Raw genomic sequence first — 20,241 nt, forward strand, 5'->3', positions numbered from 1 at the left:
CCGCCCCGGAGGACCGGGCCTAGATCCCGACCTCCTTGGTGACCAGCGCGATCGCCTCGTCCACGTCCTCGCTGAGGTGGAAGAGCTCCAGATCGTGCATCGACGCCTTGCCCTGGGCGATGAGGGTGTCGCGCAGCCAGTCGACCAGTCCGCTCCAGTAGGCCGTGCCGAACAGCACGATCGGGAAGCGGGTGACCTTACGGGTCTGGACGAGGGTGAGCGCCTCGAAGAGCTCGTCGAGGGTGCCGAGGCCGCCGGGGAGCACCACGAACCCGCGGGCGTACTTCACAAAACACGTCTTGCGGACGAAGAAGTACCGGAAGTCCACGCCGAGGTTCACATACTCGTTCATGCCCTGCTCGAAGGGCAGCTCGATGCCCAGCCCCACGGAGGTCCCCCCGGCCTCGTTGGCGCCCTTGTTGGCCGCCTCCATGGCGCCGGGACCGCCACCGGTGATCACCGCGAACCCGGCCTCCACCAGGGCCCGCCCGATCCGGACGGCGGCGTCGTACTCCTCGCAGTCACGCGGCGTACGGGCCGAGCCGAAGACGCTGACGGCCGGACCCAGCTCGGCCAGCGCGCCGAAGCCCTCGACGAACTCCGACTGGATGCGCATCACGCGCCAGGGGTCGGTGTGCACCCACTCGGAGGGACCTTCGGAGTCCAGCAGCCGCTGGTCCGTGGTGCCGCTCTGCACCTGCTCCTGGCGGCGCAGTACGGGACCCAGCCGCTGCTCCTCCGGGACCGGTGCTCCCTCGGGACTGGCCATGTCGTGCTCCCTCCGCTGGCAGATCGTTGCCGTTTCAGCGTAGATCCGCCGACGTGAAGAGCAGGGGAATTCGGTGGGGAGGGGAGCGGTCGGCGGCGGGCCAGGGGGCGTCAGGCGGTCAGCCAGGCGCGCAGCCGCTCCTCGCAGTGCAGGATGCGGTCGACCTCCACCCGCTCGTCCTTCTTGTGGGCGAGCAGGGAGTAGCCGGGTCCGTAGTTGACGGCCGGGACGCCCAGGGAGCTGAACCGCGAGACATCGGTCCAGCCGAATTTGGGCATCGCACTGCCGCCGACGGACTCCATGAAGGCCTTGGCCGCCGGGTGGGACAGTCCGGGCAGCGCGCCCGGGGAGTGGTCGTCGATGACGAACTCGTCCACGGGGCAGTCCGCGAAGACCTCGCGTACATGGGCCACCGCCTCGTCGGGGGTGCGGTCCGGTGCGTAGCGGAAGTTCACGGTGACCGTGCAGGCGTCCGGGATGACGTTGTTGGCGACGCCGCCCTCGATGCGTACGGCGTTGAGGCCCTCGCGGTATTCGAGGCCGTCGATGACCGGGCGGCGCGGCTCGTACGCGGCGAGCTTCGCCAGGATCGGGGCGGCGGCGTGCAGCGCGTTGTCGCCCATCCAGCTGCGGGCGGAGTGGGCGCGCTCGCCGGTGGTGCGCAGCAGGACCCGGAGGGTGCCCTGGCAGCCGCCCTCCACCTGGCCGTCGGAGGGCTCCAGGAGGACGGCGAAGTCTCCGGCGAGCCAGTCGGGGTGGGCGTCGGCGACATGGCCGAGCCCGTTGAGGTGCGCGGCGACCTCTTCCTGGTCGTAGAAGACGAAGGTCAGGTCACGGTTGGGCGCCGGGACCGTGGCGGCCATCCGCAGCTGGACGGCGACCCCGGACTTCATGTCGCAGGTGCCGCAGCCCCACAGCACGCCGTTCTCGTCCAGCCGGGAGGGGACGTTGCCGGCGATCGGCACGGTGTCGAGGTGCCCGGCGAGCACCACCCGCTCGGCGCGGCCCAGGTGCGTACGGGCCACGACGTTGTTGCCGTAGCGGTCGACGGTCAGGTGCGGGAGCGCGCGCAGCGCGTGCTCGACGGCGTCGGCGAGATCCTTCTCGTTGCCGCTCTCGGAGGGGAAGTCGACGAGCTGCGCGGTGAGTGCGGCGGCGTCGAGCGAGAGGTCGAGGGCGGGGTGGTCTGTGGAGCGCTCCATGGGTCCGACCCTATCCGCCGCACTCCAGTACGGTGGGCCCGTGTCCGCCCCGTCCTCAGCTCCCCGCCGCCGCTCCCGCCTGTGGCGCACCACCGCAGCCGTCGCCGTACTGATCGCACTGGCCGGCTATCTCGCGGTCCAGTACGTGACCGGTGGCCCGGGAGCACCGCAGTGCACGGTCCGCGCCGAGGGCGATGCGCAGCCCTACGAGCTGTCCCCGGAGCAGGCCGCGAACGCCGCGACGATCTCGGCGGTGGCGTCCTCGCGCGGGCTGTCGGAGCGGGCGGTGACCATCGCGCTGGCGACCGCGATGCAGGAGTCGGGACTGCGCAACATCGACTTCGGTGACCGGGATTCGGTGGGGCTCTTCCAGCAGCGGCCGTCGCAGGACTGGGGCACCGTGCGGCAGATCATGGATCCGGTTTATTCGGCCGGGGAGTTCTACCGGCATCTGGCGAAGGTGCCCGGCTACTCCCGGCTGCCGCTGACCGTCGCCGCGCAGAAGGTGCAGCGCAGCGGCTATCCCCAGGCCTACGCGAAGCACGAGGCGAACGCCGCACGGCTGACCGGGGCGCTCACGGGCCGCGATCAGGACGCGCTGACCTGCGCGGAGAGCAGCCCGGTGGACGGGAAGGCGGGCGGCGCCGCGACCGTGCGGGAGCGGCTGGTGCGGGAGTTCGGCCCCGGTGTGCTGCCGCGGGCGGGCGGCGGAGGCCGCACCGCGGGCGGCGGGAGCGGGGTGACGATACCGGTCCCGGCGTCCGGCGCGGTGGCCGCGGGCGAGGACGGGCGACGCGGCTGGGAGCTGGCCATGTGGGCGATGGCGCACTCCGCCGAGCTGCACATCGAACAGATCTCTTACGCCGGCCGGATGTGGACGGCGGACGAGGCGGGGAAGGGCTGGCAACGGCAGCCGTCCGGTTCCGCGGCGGCCGCGCATCACGTTCGTATCATCACCGCGCAATAGTTTGCCCGGTCCCCCGGAAGGGGCACCGGCATCAATTCCCTTTTACGGAAGGCGAGTTGGCCGGGCGCAATGCACGCCCTCCGCCAATTCCCTTGCACGCAAAGGGCTGTGACGTTTCCTCGGCACCCCGGCGTGTGCGCATATTGCCCGTCTTTAGCCAGGGCCGATTATGTGACGCGTTACCAACTCTTTACCGGAGTTCACCGCAACCTTCGGGGTTCTGACGCGGTAGTCAGTGCGTCCGCCAGGCGGACCCCATGGCACATCTGTCAGAAGTACGAGTCCTTCTCCGTAAAAGGAGCACCATGTCCCTCCCCGTTACGCGTCGGATCGCCCGAGCCGCCCTGCTCGTTGCAGCGGGTGCCGCTCCCGTGGTCGCTGCGGCCGGCTCCGCTAGCGCTGCGGAGCTGCCCACCAAGGCACTCGGCGGACTGACGGCGCCCCTGGACTCCCAGAACACCAGCGCAACCCTCGACCACACCGCCCGCGACGGTGTCGGCCTGGTGAACGCGGCCGGCAGCAAGGCCGCCACGAAGCTCGCCCCGGCGCTCGTCGAGACCGCGGGCCCCGTCGTGAAGAAGGCCATGCCGCTCACCCAGGGCGCCGTGGACAAGGCCGAGAGCGTGGCCCGCCCGATCGCCAAGAAGGGCGTCTCGACCAGCACGCTGCCGCTCGACGCGGCCAAGGCGGCCACCGGCCTGGTCGGCTCGCCGCAGGGCCTGCTGGCGCCCGCCAAGGGCCTGCTCGGCGGCCTGCCGCTCGGCGGCCGCTGACCGGCCGCCCTCCCGTACGACGCGCAGGGGCCCGGGGAGTTCGCTCTCCCCGGGCCCCTGCGCGTGCGCGTCGTCAGCCGCGGCCTACTCGGCCAGGCGGCGCACCGCGGCGGCCACCCGCTCGTCGGTGGCGGTGAAGGCGATCCGTACGAACCGCTCCCCCGCGGGGCCGTAGAACTCGCCGGGGGCGACGAGGATGCCGCGCTTGGCGAGGTCGCCGACGGTGTCCCAGCAGGGCTCGTCGCGGGTCGCCCAGAGGTAGAGCGCGGCCTCGCTGTGCTCGATACGGAAGCCGGCGGCCTCGAAGGCACCGCGCAGCGCGGCGCGGCGGCGGGCGTAGCGCGCACGCTGCTCGGCGACATGGGCGGTGTCGCCCAGCGCGGCGACGGTGGCGGCCTGGACGGGGGCCCCGATCATCATGCCGCCGTGCTTGCGGATCAGCAGCAGGTCGCCGAGGACCGCGGCGTCGCCGACGAGGAACGCGGAGCGGTAGCCGGCCAGGTTGGAGCGCTTGGAGAGCGAGTGGACGGCGACGATGCCGTCGTGGGAGTCGCCGCAGATGTCCGGGTGCAGCACGGAGACCGGGTCGGCCTCCCAGCCCAGTTCGAGGTAGCACTCGTCGCTGAAGACCAGCACACCGTGCTCGCGTGCCCAGGCGACGGTGCGGCGCAGCTCGTCGGCGCTCAGCACCCGGCCGGTGGGGTTGGACGGCGAGTTCAGCCAGAGCAGCTTCAGACCGCTGGGGTCCAGCTCCGTGGGGTCGTCGTAGACCACCGGTTCGGCGCCGGCCAGACGGGCGCCGACCTCGTAGGTCGGGTAGGCCAGCCGCGGGTAGCCGACCTTGTCGCCGGGGCCGAGGCCCAGCTGGGTCGGCAGCCAGGCCACCAGCTCCTTGGATCCGACGACCGGCAGCACATTGGTGTGCTCCAGGCCGCGGGCGCCGAGGCGTTCGGCGGCCCAGCCGGTGAGCGCGTCACGCAGCGCGGCCGTGCCCCACACCGTCGGGTAGCCGGGGCTGTCGGCCGCGGCGGTCAGCGCCTGCTGGACCAGCGCGGGGACCGGGTCCACCGGGGTGCCGACGGACAGGTCGACGATGCCGTCGGTGTGCGCGGCGGCGGTGGCCTTGTAGGGCTCCAGGCGGTCCCACGGGAAGACGGGAAGCCGGTCGCGGAGCGAGCCGCGAGAAGAATCGGGCCGGGGAGACGATGCTGCGCCCACGGTGCTCTCTTTCTCGGGTGGTGCGGGCCGTCGGCGGAAACGCTTCGGTCCCGTACGGCGGCAGGCCGTACGGGACCGGGGCGGCGCCGTGCGACCTCCCGTGGCTGACACTGGAGGTGCCCCCAACGACATGGGAGCAAGAGGGAGCGGGCAGGCTCCCCCTTGTCCTCGGGTCGTTACTGGTTCTGCGGCGGAAGTTCCGCGATGAAGGGGTGGTCACGCTCGATCAGACCGAGCTTGCTGGCGCCACCGGGCGAGCCGAGCTCGTCGAAGAACTCCACATTCGCCTTGTAGTAGTCCTTCCACTCCTCCGGGGTGTCGTCCTCGTAGAAGATCGCCTCGACCGGGCAGACCGGTTCACAGGCACCACAGTCGACGCATTCGTCCGGGTGGATGTACAAGGACCGGGAGCCCTCGTAGATGCAGTCGACCGGGCACTCCTCGATGCACGCCTTGTCCTTGACGTCGACACAAGGCTGCGCGATGACGTAGGTCACGCTGTCGTTCCTCCTCGGTAGGGCCGGCGGACCGATTGGCAGTACCGCCGCTGGGCGCGCGGGAGCGCGGCGTCGTCGATGCCCGCCATCTAGTATCTCCGTTCCCGGGCGCGAGACGAACAAGAGGGGCGGTTTGAGCGATGGAATTCCTGGCCGGCGGCCGCGCGGAAGTCCGGATCACCCGTGCTGACGTGGGCAAAAGGGTATCCGTCCGGCGTCTGACCGGGGGCGGTGCGGGGGTTCCCCCGTTCACCGACGCGGTCGGCGTTCTCACATCATGGGATCAAGGTGTGCTGAGCATCACACGGCGCAGCGGGGAGATCGTCCGGGTCGAGGAGGCCGCGCTGGTGGCGGCGAAGGTGGTGCCCGACCGTCCCGCCACCGCCCGGCACGGGGGCGCGCGCCCGTCCTCGGGGGAACCGTCCCGCCGGCGGGGACCCGCGGCGAACGCCCGCGAGCTGCAGACCGTCGCGGCCCGCGGCTGGCCCGCCGTCGAGACGGCCCGTCTCGGGGAGTGGACGCTGCGGGCCTCGGGGGGCTTCACCCGGCGCGCCAATTCCGTCCTGCCGCTCGGCGACCCTGGTGTCCCGCTGGAAACGGCGCTGGAGCGGATCGGCCAGTGGTACGACGCGCGCGGCCTGCCGCCGGTGATCGTGGTCGCCACCGGGCGCGCCGACACCGATGAGCGGCTGGCCGCGGAGCTGGCGGAGCGCGGCTGGACGGCCGAGCGGCATACCACGGTCCGGATCGCGGCGCTGGCGCCGCTCGCCGACACCGAGGCGGACACCACTCGCGTCACCCTGTCCCGGGAGCCCGGCGCCGACTGGCTGGCGCTGTACAACCGGACCGGCGAGGACGAGCCGTCGGAGGAGGCCGCGCGGATCGCCCGGCAGGTGCTGACGGGCGGGCCGTCCGTGTGGTTCGCGACGGTGCACGGTGCGGACGGCGGGACGGCGGCCATCGGACGGCTGGTCGTCGACGGGCGCTGGGCGGGCTTCGCGGCGCTGGAGGTGGCCCCGGCCGCCCGGCGGCAGGGGCTGGCCACGCTGGTGATGGCGGCGCTCGCTGGGCGGGCCCTGGAAGAGGGCGCCTCGGCCGCGTACCTCCAGGTCGAGGCCGACAACGCGGGCGCCCTGGCGTTCTACGACCGGCTCGGCTTCACCGAGCACCACGGCTATCACTACCGGCGTGCCGCGCCCGGCAGCCGGCGCTGAAGGGGTCTTTCACCGCCATGCCCCAGCAACCCGAGCCGGAGCGGGAGGACGCCCGCGCCGCACGGCGGCAGCAGTTCGCCGAGGCCGCGCGGGCCGAGCGGCCCGACCTGGCGCTGCTGTGTCTGCTGATCGGCGCCGAGGCCGATCCCGCGCTGGACGAGGCGGGCTGTGACGCCGTCCAGATCGAACTGGACCGGCTGGCCGGGCTGCTCCCGTACGCCCCGGCCGGTGGACCCGGGGCCTGGGCCCGCAATCTCGCCGAGCTGCTCGGCACCCGGTGCGGCTTCGGCGGCTCGCCCGCCGACTACCGGCGGTTGGAGTCCTCGCTGCTGCACGAGGTGCTGCGGCGGCGCCGGGGCCTGCCGATCCTGCTGTCGGTGGTGTGGATGGAGGTGGCCCGGCGGGCCGGGGCCCCGGTGTACGGGGTGGCGCTGCCGGGTCATTTCGTCGTCGGCTTCGGCGATCCGGGTGGCAGTCACGTCCTGGCCGATCCGTTCGCGGGCGGGCGGCAGCTCACCGACGAGGACACCGAGCTGCTGGTCGCGGGGGCGACCGGGGAGCCGCTGAGCGCACAGATGACGACGCCCGCCGATCCGCTGGAGATCGTGCTGCGGATGCTCAACAACATCCGGGCCTGGGCGCAGGCCCGTCCGGAGCACGGCGCGGTGCAGCTGTGGGCGCTGGAGCTGTCGCTGCTGCTGCCGAGCCATCCGGCGCGGCTGCGCCATGAGCGGGCCCAACTGCTCGTACAGCGGGGCGAGTTCCTCGCCGGGGCGGCCGAGCTGACGGAGTACGCCCGGGTGGTGGAGGCCGTCGACCCGGCCGGGGCGCTGGCGATACGGCGTCAGGCGGCCGCGGCGCGGGCCATGCTGAACTGAGTGGTGGCGGGGGCCCGCCGGACGACCAGCGCGGTCGCGTCGTCCTTGAGGTCGCCGTCGGTGAAGCTCTCCAGGTCGGCGCGGAGGGTGCGGGCCAGCTCCGGGGGCTCCAGGTCCGTCCACCCGGCCAGCCGCTCGGCCAGCGGGTAGAACTCCCCGTCCTTGCCGCGCGCCTCGGTCACCCCGTCCGTGCACAGCACGATCCAGTCGTCGGCCTCGGGGTGGATCCGCACGCTGTGCCGGGGCCCGCCGAGCATGCCCAGGCCGAGCGGCAGTCCGCCCTCGCCGTCCTGGCGCTCGGAGACCTCGCCGTGGCGGATCAGGTAGTACGGGATATGGCCGCAGGACAGCACCCGTCCCTGCCGGAAACCGGCCGCGGTGCGGATCTCCATCAGCAGCACGGTGACGAAGCGCTCGTCGACGCCCTGCTCGGCGGAGCGGGCGTTGTGCCGGATCAGCGCCTGCTCCATGCGTTCGGCCACCGACTCCAGGGACTCCTGGTACTGCGCGGCCTCCCGGAACGACGCCAGGACGTCGATGCCCGCCCCGATCGCCGGCATGCCCTTGCCCTGCACATCGCCGATCATCAGCCGCAGGCCGTGCGGGGTGTCGATGGCCTCGTAGATGTCGCCGCCGACCCGGGCGCCCTCCTGGGCGGAGACATAGAAGCCGTACGCCTCCAGGGCCCCGGCGCTGAGCGGCAGCTCGCGCAGCATCGCCCGCTGCACGGTGTCGGCGACCAGCCGCGTCCGGGCGTGCAGGGCCTCGCGCTGCAGCCGGGTGCGGCACAGCATCAGGGAGAAGACGGCCACCAGGCAGGCGCCGAAGATCCCGACGACCCGGCTGGCCGGGGCCCAGTCGGGCACCGTGAAGAGGTCGATGTAGGTCAGGCACACGACGAAGACGACCGCCACCAGGAGCGTCCGCCGGAACGAGCAGCGCAGCGCGGCGTACAGCGGGGCGATGCCCAGGAAGGCCGAGATGTGCAGCTCCGGGCCGGTCGTCGCGTCCAGGGCGGCGACCAGCAGGATCGTCAGGATGAGCAGCAGGGGTGCCCAGAAGCCGCGCTCGGTGAATCGGTCGGGAGGCATAACACTTCAAGCCTGCAAGAATCCGCCGCGGACCGCACCGGGACCGGTGTCCCGGTCTGCGGGGCGGGCACCGGCGCGGGGCCGCGGAGAACGGGGAGAGGCCCCTCGGGGGCCGTCTCGGAAGGACCGAGCAGACACCCTGTGGGGCCTCTCACCTGCGATTTCGCGCGCTACGGCGGTCAGTTGCCGTTGGTGGCGATGGTCTGCACCCGCTCGGCCGGGCTGGTGCCCTGCAGTGCCTTGCCGACGGCGCTCGCCACCTCCTCGACGCTGACCGGGTGCTTGGAGCCGTCGCCCTTGGTGACCATGACGCCGTTGAAGGTGTCGCCGTAGAGCCTCTTGAGGGCCGGCCGGTCGTAGTACGGCACCAGAGCACCGTTGACGATCTTGAACGACAGGAACTTCGGGATGGACTTCTGCGGGCTGAAGGAGACCGTGTGCGCCGCGTCCGTACGGACCGTCACCAGACCGGACATCGCGGGCCGGGCGAACTGCTGCATCGCCCGGTCCACCGCGGCCTTGCTGACCTGCGGCTGCCGGGTGCCGGCGGCCAGCACCACGGGGGCGTCGGTGCCGCTCACCGCGCGCTTGCGGTAGGCGTCGGCGACCTTCTTCTTGGACGCGGCCACATCGATCGCCTTGTGCGGCGCGCCGTAGTGCGCCACCGCCTTGCCGCCCTCGAAGGTGATGCCGCCGTCCTTGGTGGCGCCGCCGGGGCCGGTGGCGTTCTCCAGGGCGATCTGCAGCTTCTCGTCGTCGACGATCACCTCGGGCTCGGCGGTGCGGTGCACGCCGACCAGCGAGCCGATGACGGAGACCGGGTTGTAGTCCCGGCCTGCCGCCTTGCGCACCGTCGCCTGCGGGTCGATGTCCAGTCCTGCCTTGGCGGGCTGGAGGGTCGCGGACTTGCCGTCGACGCTGAGCTTGATCGGCGCGGTGCGGCTGTTCTTGAGCGCCTTCTCCAGCTTCGCGACGGCCTCTTCCTTGGTGCTGCCGCCGATGTCCACACCGAGCGCGGTGGTGTTGTTGGGCACGTCGGCGTGGTCGAGCAGCAGCCCCGCACCGTAGGCGACTCCGGCCAGCACCACGACGGCGACGCCCAGGAGGACGAACTTGTTGCGGCCCGTCTTGGGCGGGTTGATCGGCTCGGGGATCTTGGGCCGCGGCTTGGGGGCGGCGCTGTCGCCCTCACCGGCCGGGGCCTGCGCGAACGGCGACGGGGACGGCGGCTTCTCCTCGCCGGGGATCTTGGGGATGCCGCTGACCAGCGTGTCACCGGACACCCGGTCGCGGCCTGCGGCGGCGCCACCCTGGGGGCCCTTCGGGCCGCGGCCGCCCTTGGGGGCGGTGGGCAGTCCGCCCGTGACGCCGCCGCCGAGGCCGCCGCCCGGCCCTGCGGGCGGCGCCGGCGGCTGCGGGGTGAGCTCCGCGGTGTCGTCGATCCGGGGCGTGCTGCCGGTGCCGGAGTCGCTGAAGCCGGGCGGGAGGTTGAGCGCGGAGCTGCCGCGCGCGGGCCCGGTCGTGGGACCGCTCGGGCCGGCCGCCGGGGAGTCGAACGGGCTGTGGTCCCGGGCGGGGGCGCCGGGGGTGTCGAACGGCGTACCGCTGCCGGGCGTCGCACCGTCGAACGGCGAGGCGCCGGTCCGCGGGCCGCCGTCGAACGGGGAGCCGCCGCCGGACCGGGTACCGCCGTCGAACGGCGAGCCGCCCTCCTGCGGGGCCGGGCTGTCGGAGAAGTACGGCAGGTCGGGGCGCTGCGGCGGGGTGGCGCCCGACGGGCCGCGCGGCGGTGTCGCAGCGCCCGGGGGCGTGGCACCGCCCGGGGCGGGCGGCGCCGCGTGGGAGCCGGTGGACGAGGACGAGCCCGCGCCGGCCCCGCCCTGCGGCTTGCGCGGGGCGAACCAGTCGCTGGTCTTCTCCGGCTTCTGGCCGCCCGCGGGGGCCTCGTTCGCCGGCGCCTCGGGCCGGGGCGTGTTCGCCGTGCGCTCCGCGTTCCGCTCGCCGGAGCGGGGTGTGCTCGGCGTACCGGGGGCGGAACCGCCGGAACCGGCCGGTCCGTTCATGCCGGGCTCCTCACCGACGGGCTTGCGCACGACGACCGGCGGGATGGGGCGCGACCCCGGAATGTTGATCTTGATCCGCGTCGTCAGCGTGGTCTCGGTCTTGGGCTCCTCCGGCTGCGCCGCGGCATCGGACGCCGGCGTGTCGCCGGCCTCTCCCCTGGGCGAGCCGTACGGCGGCGTCCCGGACGGGTACGCGGCTCCGCCACGGCCCTGGGGGCCGGAGGACGAACTGTCAGATTCACGACTCAAAGCAGGTTCTCCCGGTTGGCTCCGCCGCTCGTCAGAGATGATCCCCGGCCACAGGCCAGGAGGTGCCCCCAGGGCGGCGCGACGGCGCGCACCACCATACTGGCCGCCGCGAGCGGCCACCCGGGGAGCGTACGAACACCCACGCCGTGGGCGAACCCCCGGGGCCCGGTTCGTTCACCCGGCTCCGCGCGGCATCCGTCCCGGTATGGACCACGTCATCCGCCAACTCGGCCCGGCCGGAGGCCCGCAGGACGCAGCTGCATCGCGGTGGCGCAGATCACAGCGACCGCGATACCGCCCAGCAGGAAGACATACGAGCCGAGCCCCGCGCCGAAGAGGAAGTCGCCTTCCGGCCGGACGTTGCCGAGCAGCAGGAACACCGTCACCAGCCAGGCCGCGCCGGGCACCAGCACGCCCGCGGAGGTGCCGGTCGCCTTGGCGCCCCCGTAGAAGAGACCGATGACGCCGCCGAGGGCCAGCACCAATCCGCCGGGGAACCAGGCCGCTTGCACCAGCGTTCCGGCGCCCGCCACCAGGACGCCCGCGAGCAGCAGCAGCACGTAGAGGCCGATCCGTCCCGCCGTCAGCGGCGCGGCCGGGGGCCCGGTCACGGGCACCACGGGAGCGCCGGACCGCGCACCGGACGTACCGCCCGAGCCCGCCCGCGACCGCTTCCCGTTGCCGGAGGCCGCGCCGTCATTTCCCTCACCGGCGGTCCCGCCGCCCTTCGCCGTACTCATTCCGCCGCCTCCTCATTCCGGGCACTCTCCTCCATACCCGCCATATCGCCGATGCCCGCGAAGAGATCGTCCTCCCGGACCCCTTCCGCGGCACCCGGGGCGCCGTGCACCAGCCGATAGTGCTCCGTGCCGAACAGCGGCTGACCCAAGTCGTTGGAGAGCGCGAAGAACGGCCCGTCGACCGCGATCTGGGTGTAGTGCGCCCGCATCGCCGCGGCCTTCGCGGCCGCCTGCGCGGGCTCGGCCGTGAGGGATGCCGTGACCTCCGAGTCCGGCACCACCCCCGGCACATCGTCAACGGTGGCCACCCCGGGGAAGCTGTGGCCGGCCGCGCGCAGCCGCGCGAAACCCTCCTCGACCACCGAGCGCGGGTTGCAGTTCCAGTAGATCTTCGCGATCGCGTGCGGACGGCCCAGCTCCGGGCGGAAATCCGGCTGCCCGGCGAGCTCGGCACCGCGCATGGCGACGCGGTGTGCCTGGATGTGATCGGGGTGCCCGTATCCGCCGTTCGGGTCATAGGTGACCAGGACCTGCGGCCTGACCTCGCGGATCACGGCCACCAGCGCACCGGCCGCCTCGTCCAGCGGGGCCTGCCAGAAGGCGTCCGGCCGGTCGTTCTGGGGAGCGCCCATCATCCCGGAGTCCCGGTAGCGGCCCGGCCCGCCGAGGAAGCGGTGGTCGGTGACGCCCAGGGCGGCCATCGCGGTGGCCAGTTCGCGGGCGCGGTACGGGCCGAGGGCGTCGTCGCGGTCCGGTGCGAGCGCGGCGAGCTCGGGCGGGATGACCTCGCCCTCCTCGCCGAGGGTGCAGGTCACCAGGGTGACCAGCGCGCCCTCGGCCGCGTACTTGGCCATGGTCACGCCGTTGTTGATCGACTCGTCGTCGGGGTGCGCATGCACCAGCAGCAGCCGCCGGGAAAAGGCGGCGGGCGAGGCGGTCCCCCCGGCGGGTGGCTGCGGGGGACGGGCGGGCTGATCGGTCATGCCGACAGCCTACGAGCCGCCCCCTCCGCCGCCCGCAGGCGATCCCGTCCGCCGCCCGCGCGCCCAGCAGACGGACGGGTGCCGGGCGGACGGACGGGCACCGGGCGGACGGACGGGCGCCGGGCGGACGGGCACCGGACGGACCGGCACCCGTCGGACGGGCCCGGCCCGCTGCGGCTCAGAACTTGATGTTGCCGAGCATGCCGGCGACGTTCGTCGTCAGCTGCTTGATCGTCGGGGCGATGGACGAGCTGGCCAGATAGAAGCCCAGCAGCATGCAGACCAGGGCATGCGGGGCCTTCAGTCCAGACTTCTTGACAAGCAAGAAGACGATGATCGCCAGCAGCACCACCGCCGAAATCGAGAGTGCCACGGCGGCTCACCTCCAAGTACGCACGGTCCGGACAGAGTTGAGGGTGCCCGGACCGACTTCACGACCCGTGCACCCGGGTATGCCAAGGGCTCTTTACCCCGTACCCACGGCACGCATGGGATCATAACTTTCCGCGCTAGCGCATAAGTCGGAGCACGGAAGCAGAATGGGGGCGCACATGATCTTCACGAGCGCGACGGGCGTGAGCCGGTCCGCCCTCGACATCGGCCGGGCTGTTCCGACCCCGCCACAGCCGCCCGCACAACCTCTAGGCTCGGGGCCATGACCGGACAGCCTTCGTTCCCGCGGCAGTACGCCCGTACGCAGCGCTTCACCCTGGGGGCGCCGCGCAGCTACGCGCTCTCGCCCGACGGGGCGCGCATCGCCTTCCTCCGCTCCGGTTCGGGCACCGACCGCAGCCAGCAGTTGTGGGTGCTCGACCTGGAAGAGGGACGGGAGTTCCCGGCCGCCGACCCGCAGGCCCTGCTGGCCGGTGCGGACGAGGACCTCCCCCCGCAGGAGCGGGCCCGCCGCGAGCGCAGCCGGGAGAGTTCGGCGGGCATCGTCGGCTATGCGACGGACTCCGCCGTGGAGTTGGCGGCGTTCACGCTCTCGGGGCGGCTGTTCGTCTCCGAGCTGCGGGCCGGCACCACCCGTGAACTGCCGGTCCAGGGCCCGGTGGTGGACCCCCGGCCGTCGCCGGACGGGCGGCAGGTGGCCTTCGTGGCGGACGGGCGGCTGCGGGTGGTGCCGGTGGACGGCGCCGTGACCTCGGACGAGGGCGACGGCGACGGCGCGGCGGACGGCGGGCGGGCGGACCGGGTGCTGGCCGAGCCGGACGGGCCCGAAGTGACCTGGGGGCTCGCGGAGTTCATCGCGGCCGAGGAGATGGGGCGCTACCGGGGCTTCTGGTGGTCTCCGGACAGCGACGCGGTGCTGGCCGCACGGGTCGACGAGGCCCCGGTGCAGCGCTGGTGGATCTCCGACCCCGCCCATCCGGACCGGGAGCCCGCCCGGGTCGCGTACCCGGTGGCCGGGACCCGCAACGCCGCGGTCACCCTCACCCTGCTCGGCCTGGACGGCACCCGTACCGACATCGTCTGGGACACCGAGCGCTACCCCTATCTCGCGCGCGTCCACTGGTCGGCGGCCGGGCCGCCGCTGCTGCTCGTCCAGGCCCGCGACCAGCGAGACCAGCGCTATCTGACCGTCGACACCACGACCGGCGCGACCCGGACGGTGCACGAGGACGAGGACGAGGCGTGGGTCGAGCCGTTCCCCGGGGTGCCGGCCTGGACGCCGGACGGCCGGCTGGTGCGGATCGCGGACGAGGGCGGCGCACGCAAGCTGTTCGTCGGCGACCGCCCGCTGACCGGGGCGCCGCTGCACGTCCGGGCCGTCCTGGACATCGGCGAGGACGATGTCCTCTTCTCCGCGAGCGGCGCGGATATGCACGACATCGGCGTCTACCGGGCGTGGTTCCGCGGCAGCGGTGACCAGGGCGGCTGGGAGCGGGTGGGCGAGCGCCCGTATCCGACGGTGTCCTCGGCGGTGCGCGGCGGTGCCTTGACCGTGCTGTCCCAGGCGTCGCTGGAGCGGCCCGGGACGCAGGTGGAGGTGGTGCGGCTCGATCCCGACGGCGGGGAGAAGACGCTCGCGACGATCGGTTCGCATGCCGAGGAGCCGTCCCTGACCGCCCGCCCCCAGCTCGTACTGGCCGGGGAACGGGAGATTCCGTGTGCGGTGCTGCTGCCCAGCGGATATCAGGAGGGTGACGGTCCGCTGCCGGTGCTGATGGACCCGTACGGCGGTCCGCACGGCCAGCGCGTGGTCGCCGCCCACCATGCCCATCTGACCTCGCAGTGGTTCGCCGACCAGGGGTTCGCGGTGATCGTCGCGGACGGCCGGGGCACCCCGGGCCGCTCCCCCGCATGGGAGAAGTCGGTCTCCCGGCGGCTCGCGGAGTACGCACTGGACGACCAGGTGCACGCGCTCCAGGCGCTGGCCGGATCCTTTCCCCTGGACATGGAGCGGGTGGCCATCCGCGGCTGGTCCTTCGGCGGCTATCTCGCCGGGCTCGCCGCACTGCGCCGACCCGATGTCTTCCATGCCGCGGTGGTGGGCGCGCCGGTAACCGATCTCCGCCTGTACGACACCCACTATCAGGAGCGCTACCTCGGCCACCCGGACGAGGAGCCGGCGGTCTACGCGGAGAACTCGCTGCTCACGGACGAGGGGCTGTCGGGAGCGGTGGAGCCGCACCGTCCGATGCTGATCGTGCACGGCCTGGCGGACGACAATGTGGTCGTGGCCCATTCGCTGCGGCTGTCCTCGGCACTGCTGGCGGCGGGCCGCCCGCACGAGGTGCTGCCGCTGTCCGGGGTGACGCATATGGCGTCAGGGGAACAGGTGGCCGAAAACCTGCTGCTGCTCCAAGTGGAGTTCCTCAAGCGGTCGTTGGGGATGGGGGACTGAGCGCGGGGCCGGCCGCGGGGCTGACCGGGACTGGCCGGGCTGGCCGGGACTGGCCGGGACTGGCCGCGGGAATACCCTCCGCCGTCGGCCCGTTGTGGCCCCGTAGGGGGCGCTCCCACCCCCTACGGGATCTGTTCGCCCGCCCCCTAAGGCCCCTCCTCCCCCCTCCCCGCCGTCCCCACCCCGCCCCCTCTCACCAACCGGGCGGCAGCCTGGACGGCGGCGGCGGAGCGTGTGGCGGCCGTGCCTCGTCCGGGGCGGCGCCGTACGCCCGTACCTCGTCCGGATCGGGGGCGGCCGCCGGGACGCCGGGCCGGGCCGCCGTGATCAGCGTGGTCAGGCCGGCGGCCGCCACGAAGGCCGCGGTGCCCACCTCCAGCTGGGCCCGGCCGGGCAGCGCGGCGAAGCGGCCCAGCGCCCCGCTGCGTACGGCGAAGGCGAGCGCGCCGGCCCCGTACGCGGTCAGCAGGGCCGCGGCCATGAGCGCCGCCGGGCGGGCCCAGGCCGCACGGCGCAGCGCGGCGGCCGCGGCACCCAGGGCCAGCAGTGCGAGCGCCAGCGCCTGCCAGTGCACCGGCAGCTGCAGCAGCGCGCGGAAGACGGAGGCGTCGCCGAACAGCCCGTTGCCGTAGAGGTCCCCGCCGAGCCGGGCCCACCAGTGGATCTCCCAGCCGGTGAGGGCGGTTCCGGCAGCGCCCAGGAGGACGGCGGCGGTGACGGCCGGTCCCTTGAACGGCCGGCCGGGCACCCCGGGGCCCGCCACCGGCGGCACCGCGCGGACCACTCCGTACGCCGTGGCCGCCGTCGCCGGGAGCTTGTGCGCCCCGCGCGCGGAGGGCCCGTCCGGCCGCCGCCCCGCCACACTCACCATGATCAGCACGACCGCCAGGGCGAGTTGGGCCAGGACGGTCAGCCGCGCCCGTGCCATGAGCCCGCTGTCCAGTCCTTGGAGCCAGCCCTCGCCCAGCATCCATACGAGCGGGACCCGCAGCAGTACGGTGGCGGCCGCCAGGGAGAGCAGGGCGCCGGTGGCCACGGCCGAGGTGACGGCGGTGCGCAGGGCGGTGACCGCGGCGACGAGCGCGCCGAGCACCAGCAGCGGGTCGAGCGCCGAGGTGGCCCAGGCGGTGAACTCCCGTGGCCGGGGCGTCTCGCCGAGCCAGAACTCCCCGACGTCCGCAGCGTGCTGAGCGACCGTCAGGTCACGGATGATCCAGGCCGTGCCGAGCAGCGCGAGCAGCAGGCAGGCCAGGGCGCCGAGGCCGCGCGCGCCGCGGGTGAGAACGCCGTCCCGCACTGTGGACACGGCTCGCCCCCGTCCGTATCGAAGTATCCGAGTCGTCCGCGGCACCCCGCACAGGAGGCGCCCCCGCAGGTCTACTGCAGTCCCGGCCCGGCGACAACAGACCCGGACGGGGTGGTGGGCGAAACCAGGACAAAGCGATGATCGGCCGGGACGCCGCCTGGCGTCCCGGCCGGTCTACGGCACCCGCACGGCCGTACGTTGTTCATCATGGCGCGTCCGTATATCGGTGTTGCGTCAGTGAAGTTGCCTTCATGTTAAAGCAGTTGGTGGCGATATGTCCCCCATGCCGCTTATTGCGGCACCCTGTCAAGCACGCCTGAGCGTCGATCTGCGCAATCTTCGCTCAAGAAGTAGACGACCTGTTCATGAGCACACCCGATCCCCTTGACTCCGCCATAAATCACTTGCGAAAGTCCGCTCATCCAGCGGTGCGACCAGGTGCCGCTTCACGTTCCAAGAGAACTCGGCGCGGGGGCACTTCGCGATGACTAGTCCATCCCAGACCGCGGCAACCAAGTCCGATCCACCGGGACTTGATTCCAAGGGTCTGAAGAAGACGAAGGACGGCAAGGACGGTGAGCTGATCGGCCGTTCCCCCGGCCAGCTGATGTGGCGGCGCTTCAAGCGCGACCGCACGGGCGTCATCTGCGCTGTCGTGGTGCTGGCCTTCTTCCTCGTGGCCGTGCTCGCCTCGGTGTACGGCAAGAACCCGTACACCTTCTACGGCAACGAGGATCCGAGCCTCTTCGACGAGTTCGGCTATCCGATGGGGGCCAACGGCGGCATCTCCGGCGACTTCTGGTTCGGTATCGAACCCGCCCTCGGCCGGGACCTGTTCACGCTGCTGCTCTACGGCATGCGGACGTCCCTGGGGATCTCCGTGGCGGTGACCATCCTGGTGGTCATCACCGGCACCCTGCTGGGCGTCACCGCGGGCTATCTGGGCGGCAGGACCGACTACTGGCTCGGCCGGCTGATCGACTTCCTGCTCGCCTTCCCCAGCCAGCTGACCTTCGTGGCCTTCATGCCCGTGGTCGTGGCGTTCTTCATCCCGCCGGGCGACGAGACCCCCACCTATGTGCGGGCGGTGGCGCTCATCCTGGTGCAGTGGGCTCTGGGCTGGATGGGTCTGGCCCGTCTGCTGCGCGGCCAGGTGCTGTCGCTGCGTGAGCGGGAGTTCGTCGAGGCCGCGAAGATCACCGGCGCCTCCCCCTGGCGCATCATCCGCAAGGAACTGCTGCCCAACGTGGTCACGCCCATCCTGGTGCAGGCCACCTACATGCTCCCGCTGTTCGTCACGGCGGAGGCCGGTCTGTCCTTCCTGGGCGTCGGCATCATGGAGCCGACCCCGGACTGGGGACGGCTGTTCCACACGGCCGGCATGGTCTACGAGAACGACCCGACCTTCCTTCTCTTCCCCGGCGCCGCAATGGTGATCTTCGTGCTGTGCTTCAACCTGCTCGGGGACTCGGTCCGGGACGCCTTCGATCCCAAGTCCGGGCGCTGATCGTCCATGTGAGGGGGGCAGCTGTCACCCCCGGGCCGGGCTCGTACCGGTTGCGTCAGGCAGCAGATCTGGACACCAACTGACAGGCAGGTGCTTGGACCCAATGAACGCACTATCTACGCGCAGAGCACGCGCCGTGATCGTGGCCCTGGCGGCCGGTTCACTCGCGCTCACCGGCTGCAGCAGCGGCGGCGGTACCGGCAAGGACCAGTCCCAGACGGACAAGGACGCCGCCGCGCAGTCCAAGACCGTCGCGCTCGGCACGGCCGCCGACTCCACCGGCCCGGCCGCCGAGGTCAAGGGCTCCCGCAAGGGCGGCACCCTCCGCGTCTACCAGCGGGACAGCTTCAACCACCTGGACCCGGCGCAGATGTACGTCAGCGACCTGGGCACCCTGTCCAAGCTGATCTTCCGTGGCCTGACCACGTACAAGCAGGACGACGCCGGCAAGAAGACGGTGGTCGGCGACCTCGCCACCGACGCGGGCCAGATGTCCGACGGTGGCAAGACCTGGAAGTACACGCTCAAGGACGGCATCAAGTTCGAGGACGGCAAGCCGATCACCTCGAAGGACATCCGCCACACCTTCGAGCGGATGTACGCCAAGTTCATCACCGACGGCCCCACCTACATGCAGTCGTGGCTGTCGGGCGCGGGCACCTCGTACCGCAAGGCGCTCCCGGACGGTCCGTACAAGGGTGACCACCTGCCCAAGACGGTGCTGGACACCCCGGATGACAAGACCGTCATCTTCCACTTCAAGAAGCCGCAGACGCAGGTGCCCTACGCGCTCGCCATGGCGGGCTACAGCGCCGTCCCCGAGGGCGCCAAGGACACCAAGGAGAACTACGACGTCAAGCCGGTCTGCGCCGGCCCGTACAAGTTCGCCTCCTTCAAGGAGGGCAAGGGCGCCAAGCTGGTGCGCAACACGAACTGGGACCCGAAGACGGACCCGGCGCGGCACCAGTACGTCGACGGCTTCGACATCACCTTCAACCACCAGTTCTCGGACTCCACCAAGCGCCTGCTGGCCGACCAGGGTGAGGCCAAGAACGCGATCAGCTTCAGCAACTCGGTGGAGCCGACGCAGACCAAGCAGGTGCTGGACAACGCCAGCGCCAGCAAGCGCCTGGTGCAGGGCTACCAGCCCTACGTCTGGCAGATGAACATGAACATGGACCGCATCAAGGACAAGAAGATCCGCGATGCGATCACCTACGCCATGCCGAACGCCCAGATCGTCCGCATCAACGGCGGCAGCTACGGCGGTGAGGTCGCCGGCGGTCTGCTCGCCCCGACCGTGGCGGGTTACAAGAAGGGCTACGACCCCTACGGGAAGCTCTCGCACCCCAACGGTGAGCCGGAGAAGGCCAAGAAGCTCCTCAAGGAGGCCGGCAAGACGGGCATGAAGCTCGTCTACGCCTACTCCAACACCGAGATCCGCCAGAAGGAAGCCGCGGTCATCGAGGGCGCCCTGAACAAGGCCGGCTTCGACGTCCAGAAGAAGGAGGTCGACTCCTCCTCCTGGTACCAGCAGATGGGCAAGGTCAAGAACGGCTTCGACATCTACATGACCGGCTGGGGCCAGGACTGGGCGGACGCCTCGACCGTCATCCCGCCGTCGTACGACCCCCGTCAGATCCAGGACGGCGCGGCCAACTACTCGCACATCCGTGACAAGCACGTCAGCGACGAGATCGACCGCATCGAGAAGATCACGGACATCAAGAAGCAGACCGCGGAGTGGCAGAAGCTGCACCAGTACATCGTGGAGAAGGTCAACCCGGCCGCCCCGGTCTTCTACACCAAGGTGCTCCAGCTGTACGGCTCCAACGTGGGCGGTGCCCGCTACAACAGCGACACCAACTACATGGACCTGAACACGCTGTTCCTCAAGAAGTAAGACGCACGACGAAGCACACACCGGAAGGCGGTC

General features: G+C 72.0%; 17 protein-coding genes. 7 read left to right on the forward strand and 10 right to left on the reverse strand.

The genetic code is table 11. The features are described 5' to 3' along the window. Nucleotides 1-19: 19 nt before the first annotated feature. Nucleotides 20-769, reverse strand: coding sequence for an LOG family protein (locus tag STRTU_RS11890; protein WP_159743517.1), 750 nt, complete (start codon nt 767-769; stop codon nt 20-22). Nucleotides 770-879: 110 nt separating this feature from the next. Beyond that, nucleotides 880-1,971, reverse strand: coding sequence for a succinyl-diaminopimelate desuccinylase (dapE, locus tag STRTU_RS11895; protein WP_159743518.1), 1,092 nt, complete (start codon nt 1,969-1,971; stop codon nt 880-882). Nucleotides 1,972-2,011: 40 nt separating this feature from the next. Between dapE and STRTU_RS11900 the strand changes: the two genes are divergently transcribed. Both STRTU_RS11900 and STRTU_RS11905 read left to right on the forward strand, forming a co-directional pair. Beyond that, complete coding sequence (locus tag STRTU_RS11900) at nt 2,012-2,938, forward strand: VldE C-terminal domain-containing protein (protein ID WP_159743519.1); 927 nt, start codon at nt 2,012-2,014, stop codon at nt 2,936-2,938. 305 nt (nt 2,939-3,243) lie between these two features. Continuing rightward, nucleotides 3,244-3,711, forward strand: a complete 468-nt coding sequence (locus STRTU_RS11905) for an ATP-binding protein (RefSeq protein ID WP_159743520.1) — start codon at nt 3,244-3,246, stop codon at nt 3,709-3,711. An 84-nt stretch (nt 3,712-3,795) separates the two neighbouring features. Here STRTU_RS11905 and dapC read toward each other — a convergent pair whose 3' ends face one another. Beyond that, nucleotides 3,796-4,929, reverse strand: coding sequence for a succinyldiaminopimelate transaminase (gene dapC / locus STRTU_RS11910; protein ID WP_159743521.1), 1,134 nt, complete (start codon nt 4,927-4,929; stop codon nt 3,796-3,798). 176 nt (nt 4,930-5,105) lie between these two features. After that, nucleotides 5,106-5,426, reverse strand: a complete 321-nt coding sequence (gene fdxA / locus STRTU_RS11915) for a ferredoxin (RefSeq protein ID WP_033319951.1) — start codon at nt 5,424-5,426, stop codon at nt 5,106-5,108. A gap of 140 nt (nt 5,427-5,566) precedes the next feature. On the opposite strand from fdxA, the gene STRTU_RS11920 reads away from it, so the two are divergent. Next, nucleotides 5,567-6,640 (forward strand): GNAT family N-acetyltransferase, encoded by a 1,074-nt coding sequence (locus STRTU_RS11920; RefSeq protein WP_159743522.1) that lies wholly within the window; start codon nt 5,567-5,569, stop codon nt 6,638-6,640. Nucleotides 6,641-6,657: 17 nt separating this feature from the next. Next, nucleotides 6,658-7,518 carry a transglutaminase family protein gene (locus STRTU_RS11925; protein WP_159743523.1) on the forward strand — a complete coding sequence of 287 codons (861 nt, stop codon included), beginning with the start codon at nt 6,658-6,660 and terminating at the stop codon, nt 7,516-7,518. Here STRTU_RS11925 and STRTU_RS11930 read toward each other — a convergent pair. From STRTU_RS11930 to STRTU_RS11950, 5 genes are all read right to left on the reverse strand, one after another. After that, nucleotides 7,485-8,609 carry a PP2C family protein-serine/threonine phosphatase gene (locus tag STRTU_RS11930; protein WP_159743524.1) on the reverse strand — a complete coding sequence of 375 codons (1,125 nt, stop codon included), beginning with the start codon at nt 8,607-8,609 and terminating at the stop codon, nt 7,485-7,487. The genes STRTU_RS11925 and STRTU_RS11930 overlap by 34 nt on opposite strands. Nucleotides 8,610-8,788: 179 nt before the next feature. After that, complete coding sequence (locus tag STRTU_RS11935; protein ID WP_159743525.1) at nt 8,789-10,921, reverse strand: hypothetical protein; 2,133 nt, start codon at nt 10,919-10,921, stop codon at nt 8,789-8,791. 215 nt (nt 10,922-11,136) lie between these two features. Continuing rightward, nucleotides 11,137-11,661, reverse strand: a complete 525-nt coding sequence (locus tag STRTU_RS11940; RefSeq protein WP_159743526.1) for a DUF6113 family protein — start codon at nt 11,659-11,661, stop codon at nt 11,137-11,139. Beyond that, nucleotides 11,658-12,644 (reverse strand): N-acetyl-1-D-myo-inositol-2-amino-2-deoxy-alpha-D-glucopyranoside deacetylase, encoded by a 987-nt coding sequence (mshB, locus tag STRTU_RS11945; RefSeq protein ID WP_174878848.1) that lies wholly within the window; start codon nt 12,642-12,644, stop codon nt 11,658-11,660. The genes STRTU_RS11940 and mshB overlap by 4 nt, the downstream gene beginning before the upstream one ends. 178 nt (nt 12,645-12,822) lie before the next feature. Further along, nucleotides 12,823-13,017: a hypothetical protein gene (locus STRTU_RS11950; protein WP_006603310.1), complete on the reverse strand. Its 195-nt coding sequence runs from the start codon at nt 13,015-13,017 to the stop codon at nt 12,823-12,825. A gap of 282 nt (nt 13,018-13,299) precedes the next feature. Here STRTU_RS11950 and STRTU_RS11955 point away from each other — a divergent pair, with 282 nt between their 5' ends. Further along, entirely contained in the window at nt 13,300-15,492 is a 2,193-nt protein-coding gene (locus STRTU_RS11955) for a S9 family peptidase (protein ID WP_159743527.1), read from the forward strand. A 193-nt stretch (nt 15,493-15,685) separates the two neighbouring features. Here the strand turns inward: STRTU_RS11955 and STRTU_RS11960 are convergent, their stop codons facing one another. Then, nucleotides 15,686-16,798, reverse strand: coding sequence for a hypothetical protein (locus tag STRTU_RS11960; protein WP_246240369.1), 1,113 nt, complete (start codon nt 16,796-16,798; stop codon nt 15,686-15,688). A gap of 484 nt (nt 16,799-17,282) precedes the next feature. On the opposite strand from STRTU_RS11960, the gene STRTU_RS11965 reads away from it, so the two are divergent. Together STRTU_RS11965 and STRTU_RS11970 are read left to right on the forward strand one after the other, a co-directional pair. Further along, nucleotides 17,283-18,305, forward strand: a complete 1,023-nt coding sequence (locus STRTU_RS11965) for an ABC transporter permease (protein WP_159743528.1) — start codon at nt 17,283-17,285, stop codon at nt 18,303-18,305. A gap of 103 nt (nt 18,306-18,408) precedes the next feature. Beyond that, nucleotides 18,409-20,208 (forward strand): ABC transporter substrate-binding protein, encoded by a 1,800-nt coding sequence (locus STRTU_RS11970; RefSeq protein WP_167539134.1) that lies wholly within the window; start codon nt 18,409-18,411, stop codon nt 20,206-20,208. Nucleotides 20,209-20,241 lie beyond the last annotated feature (33 nt).

It is taken from the genome of Streptomyces tubercidicus (assembly GCF_027497495.1).
GTDB classification, from domain to species: Bacteria; Actinomycetota; Actinomycetes; order Streptomycetales; family Streptomycetaceae; genus Streptomyces; species Streptomyces tubercidicus.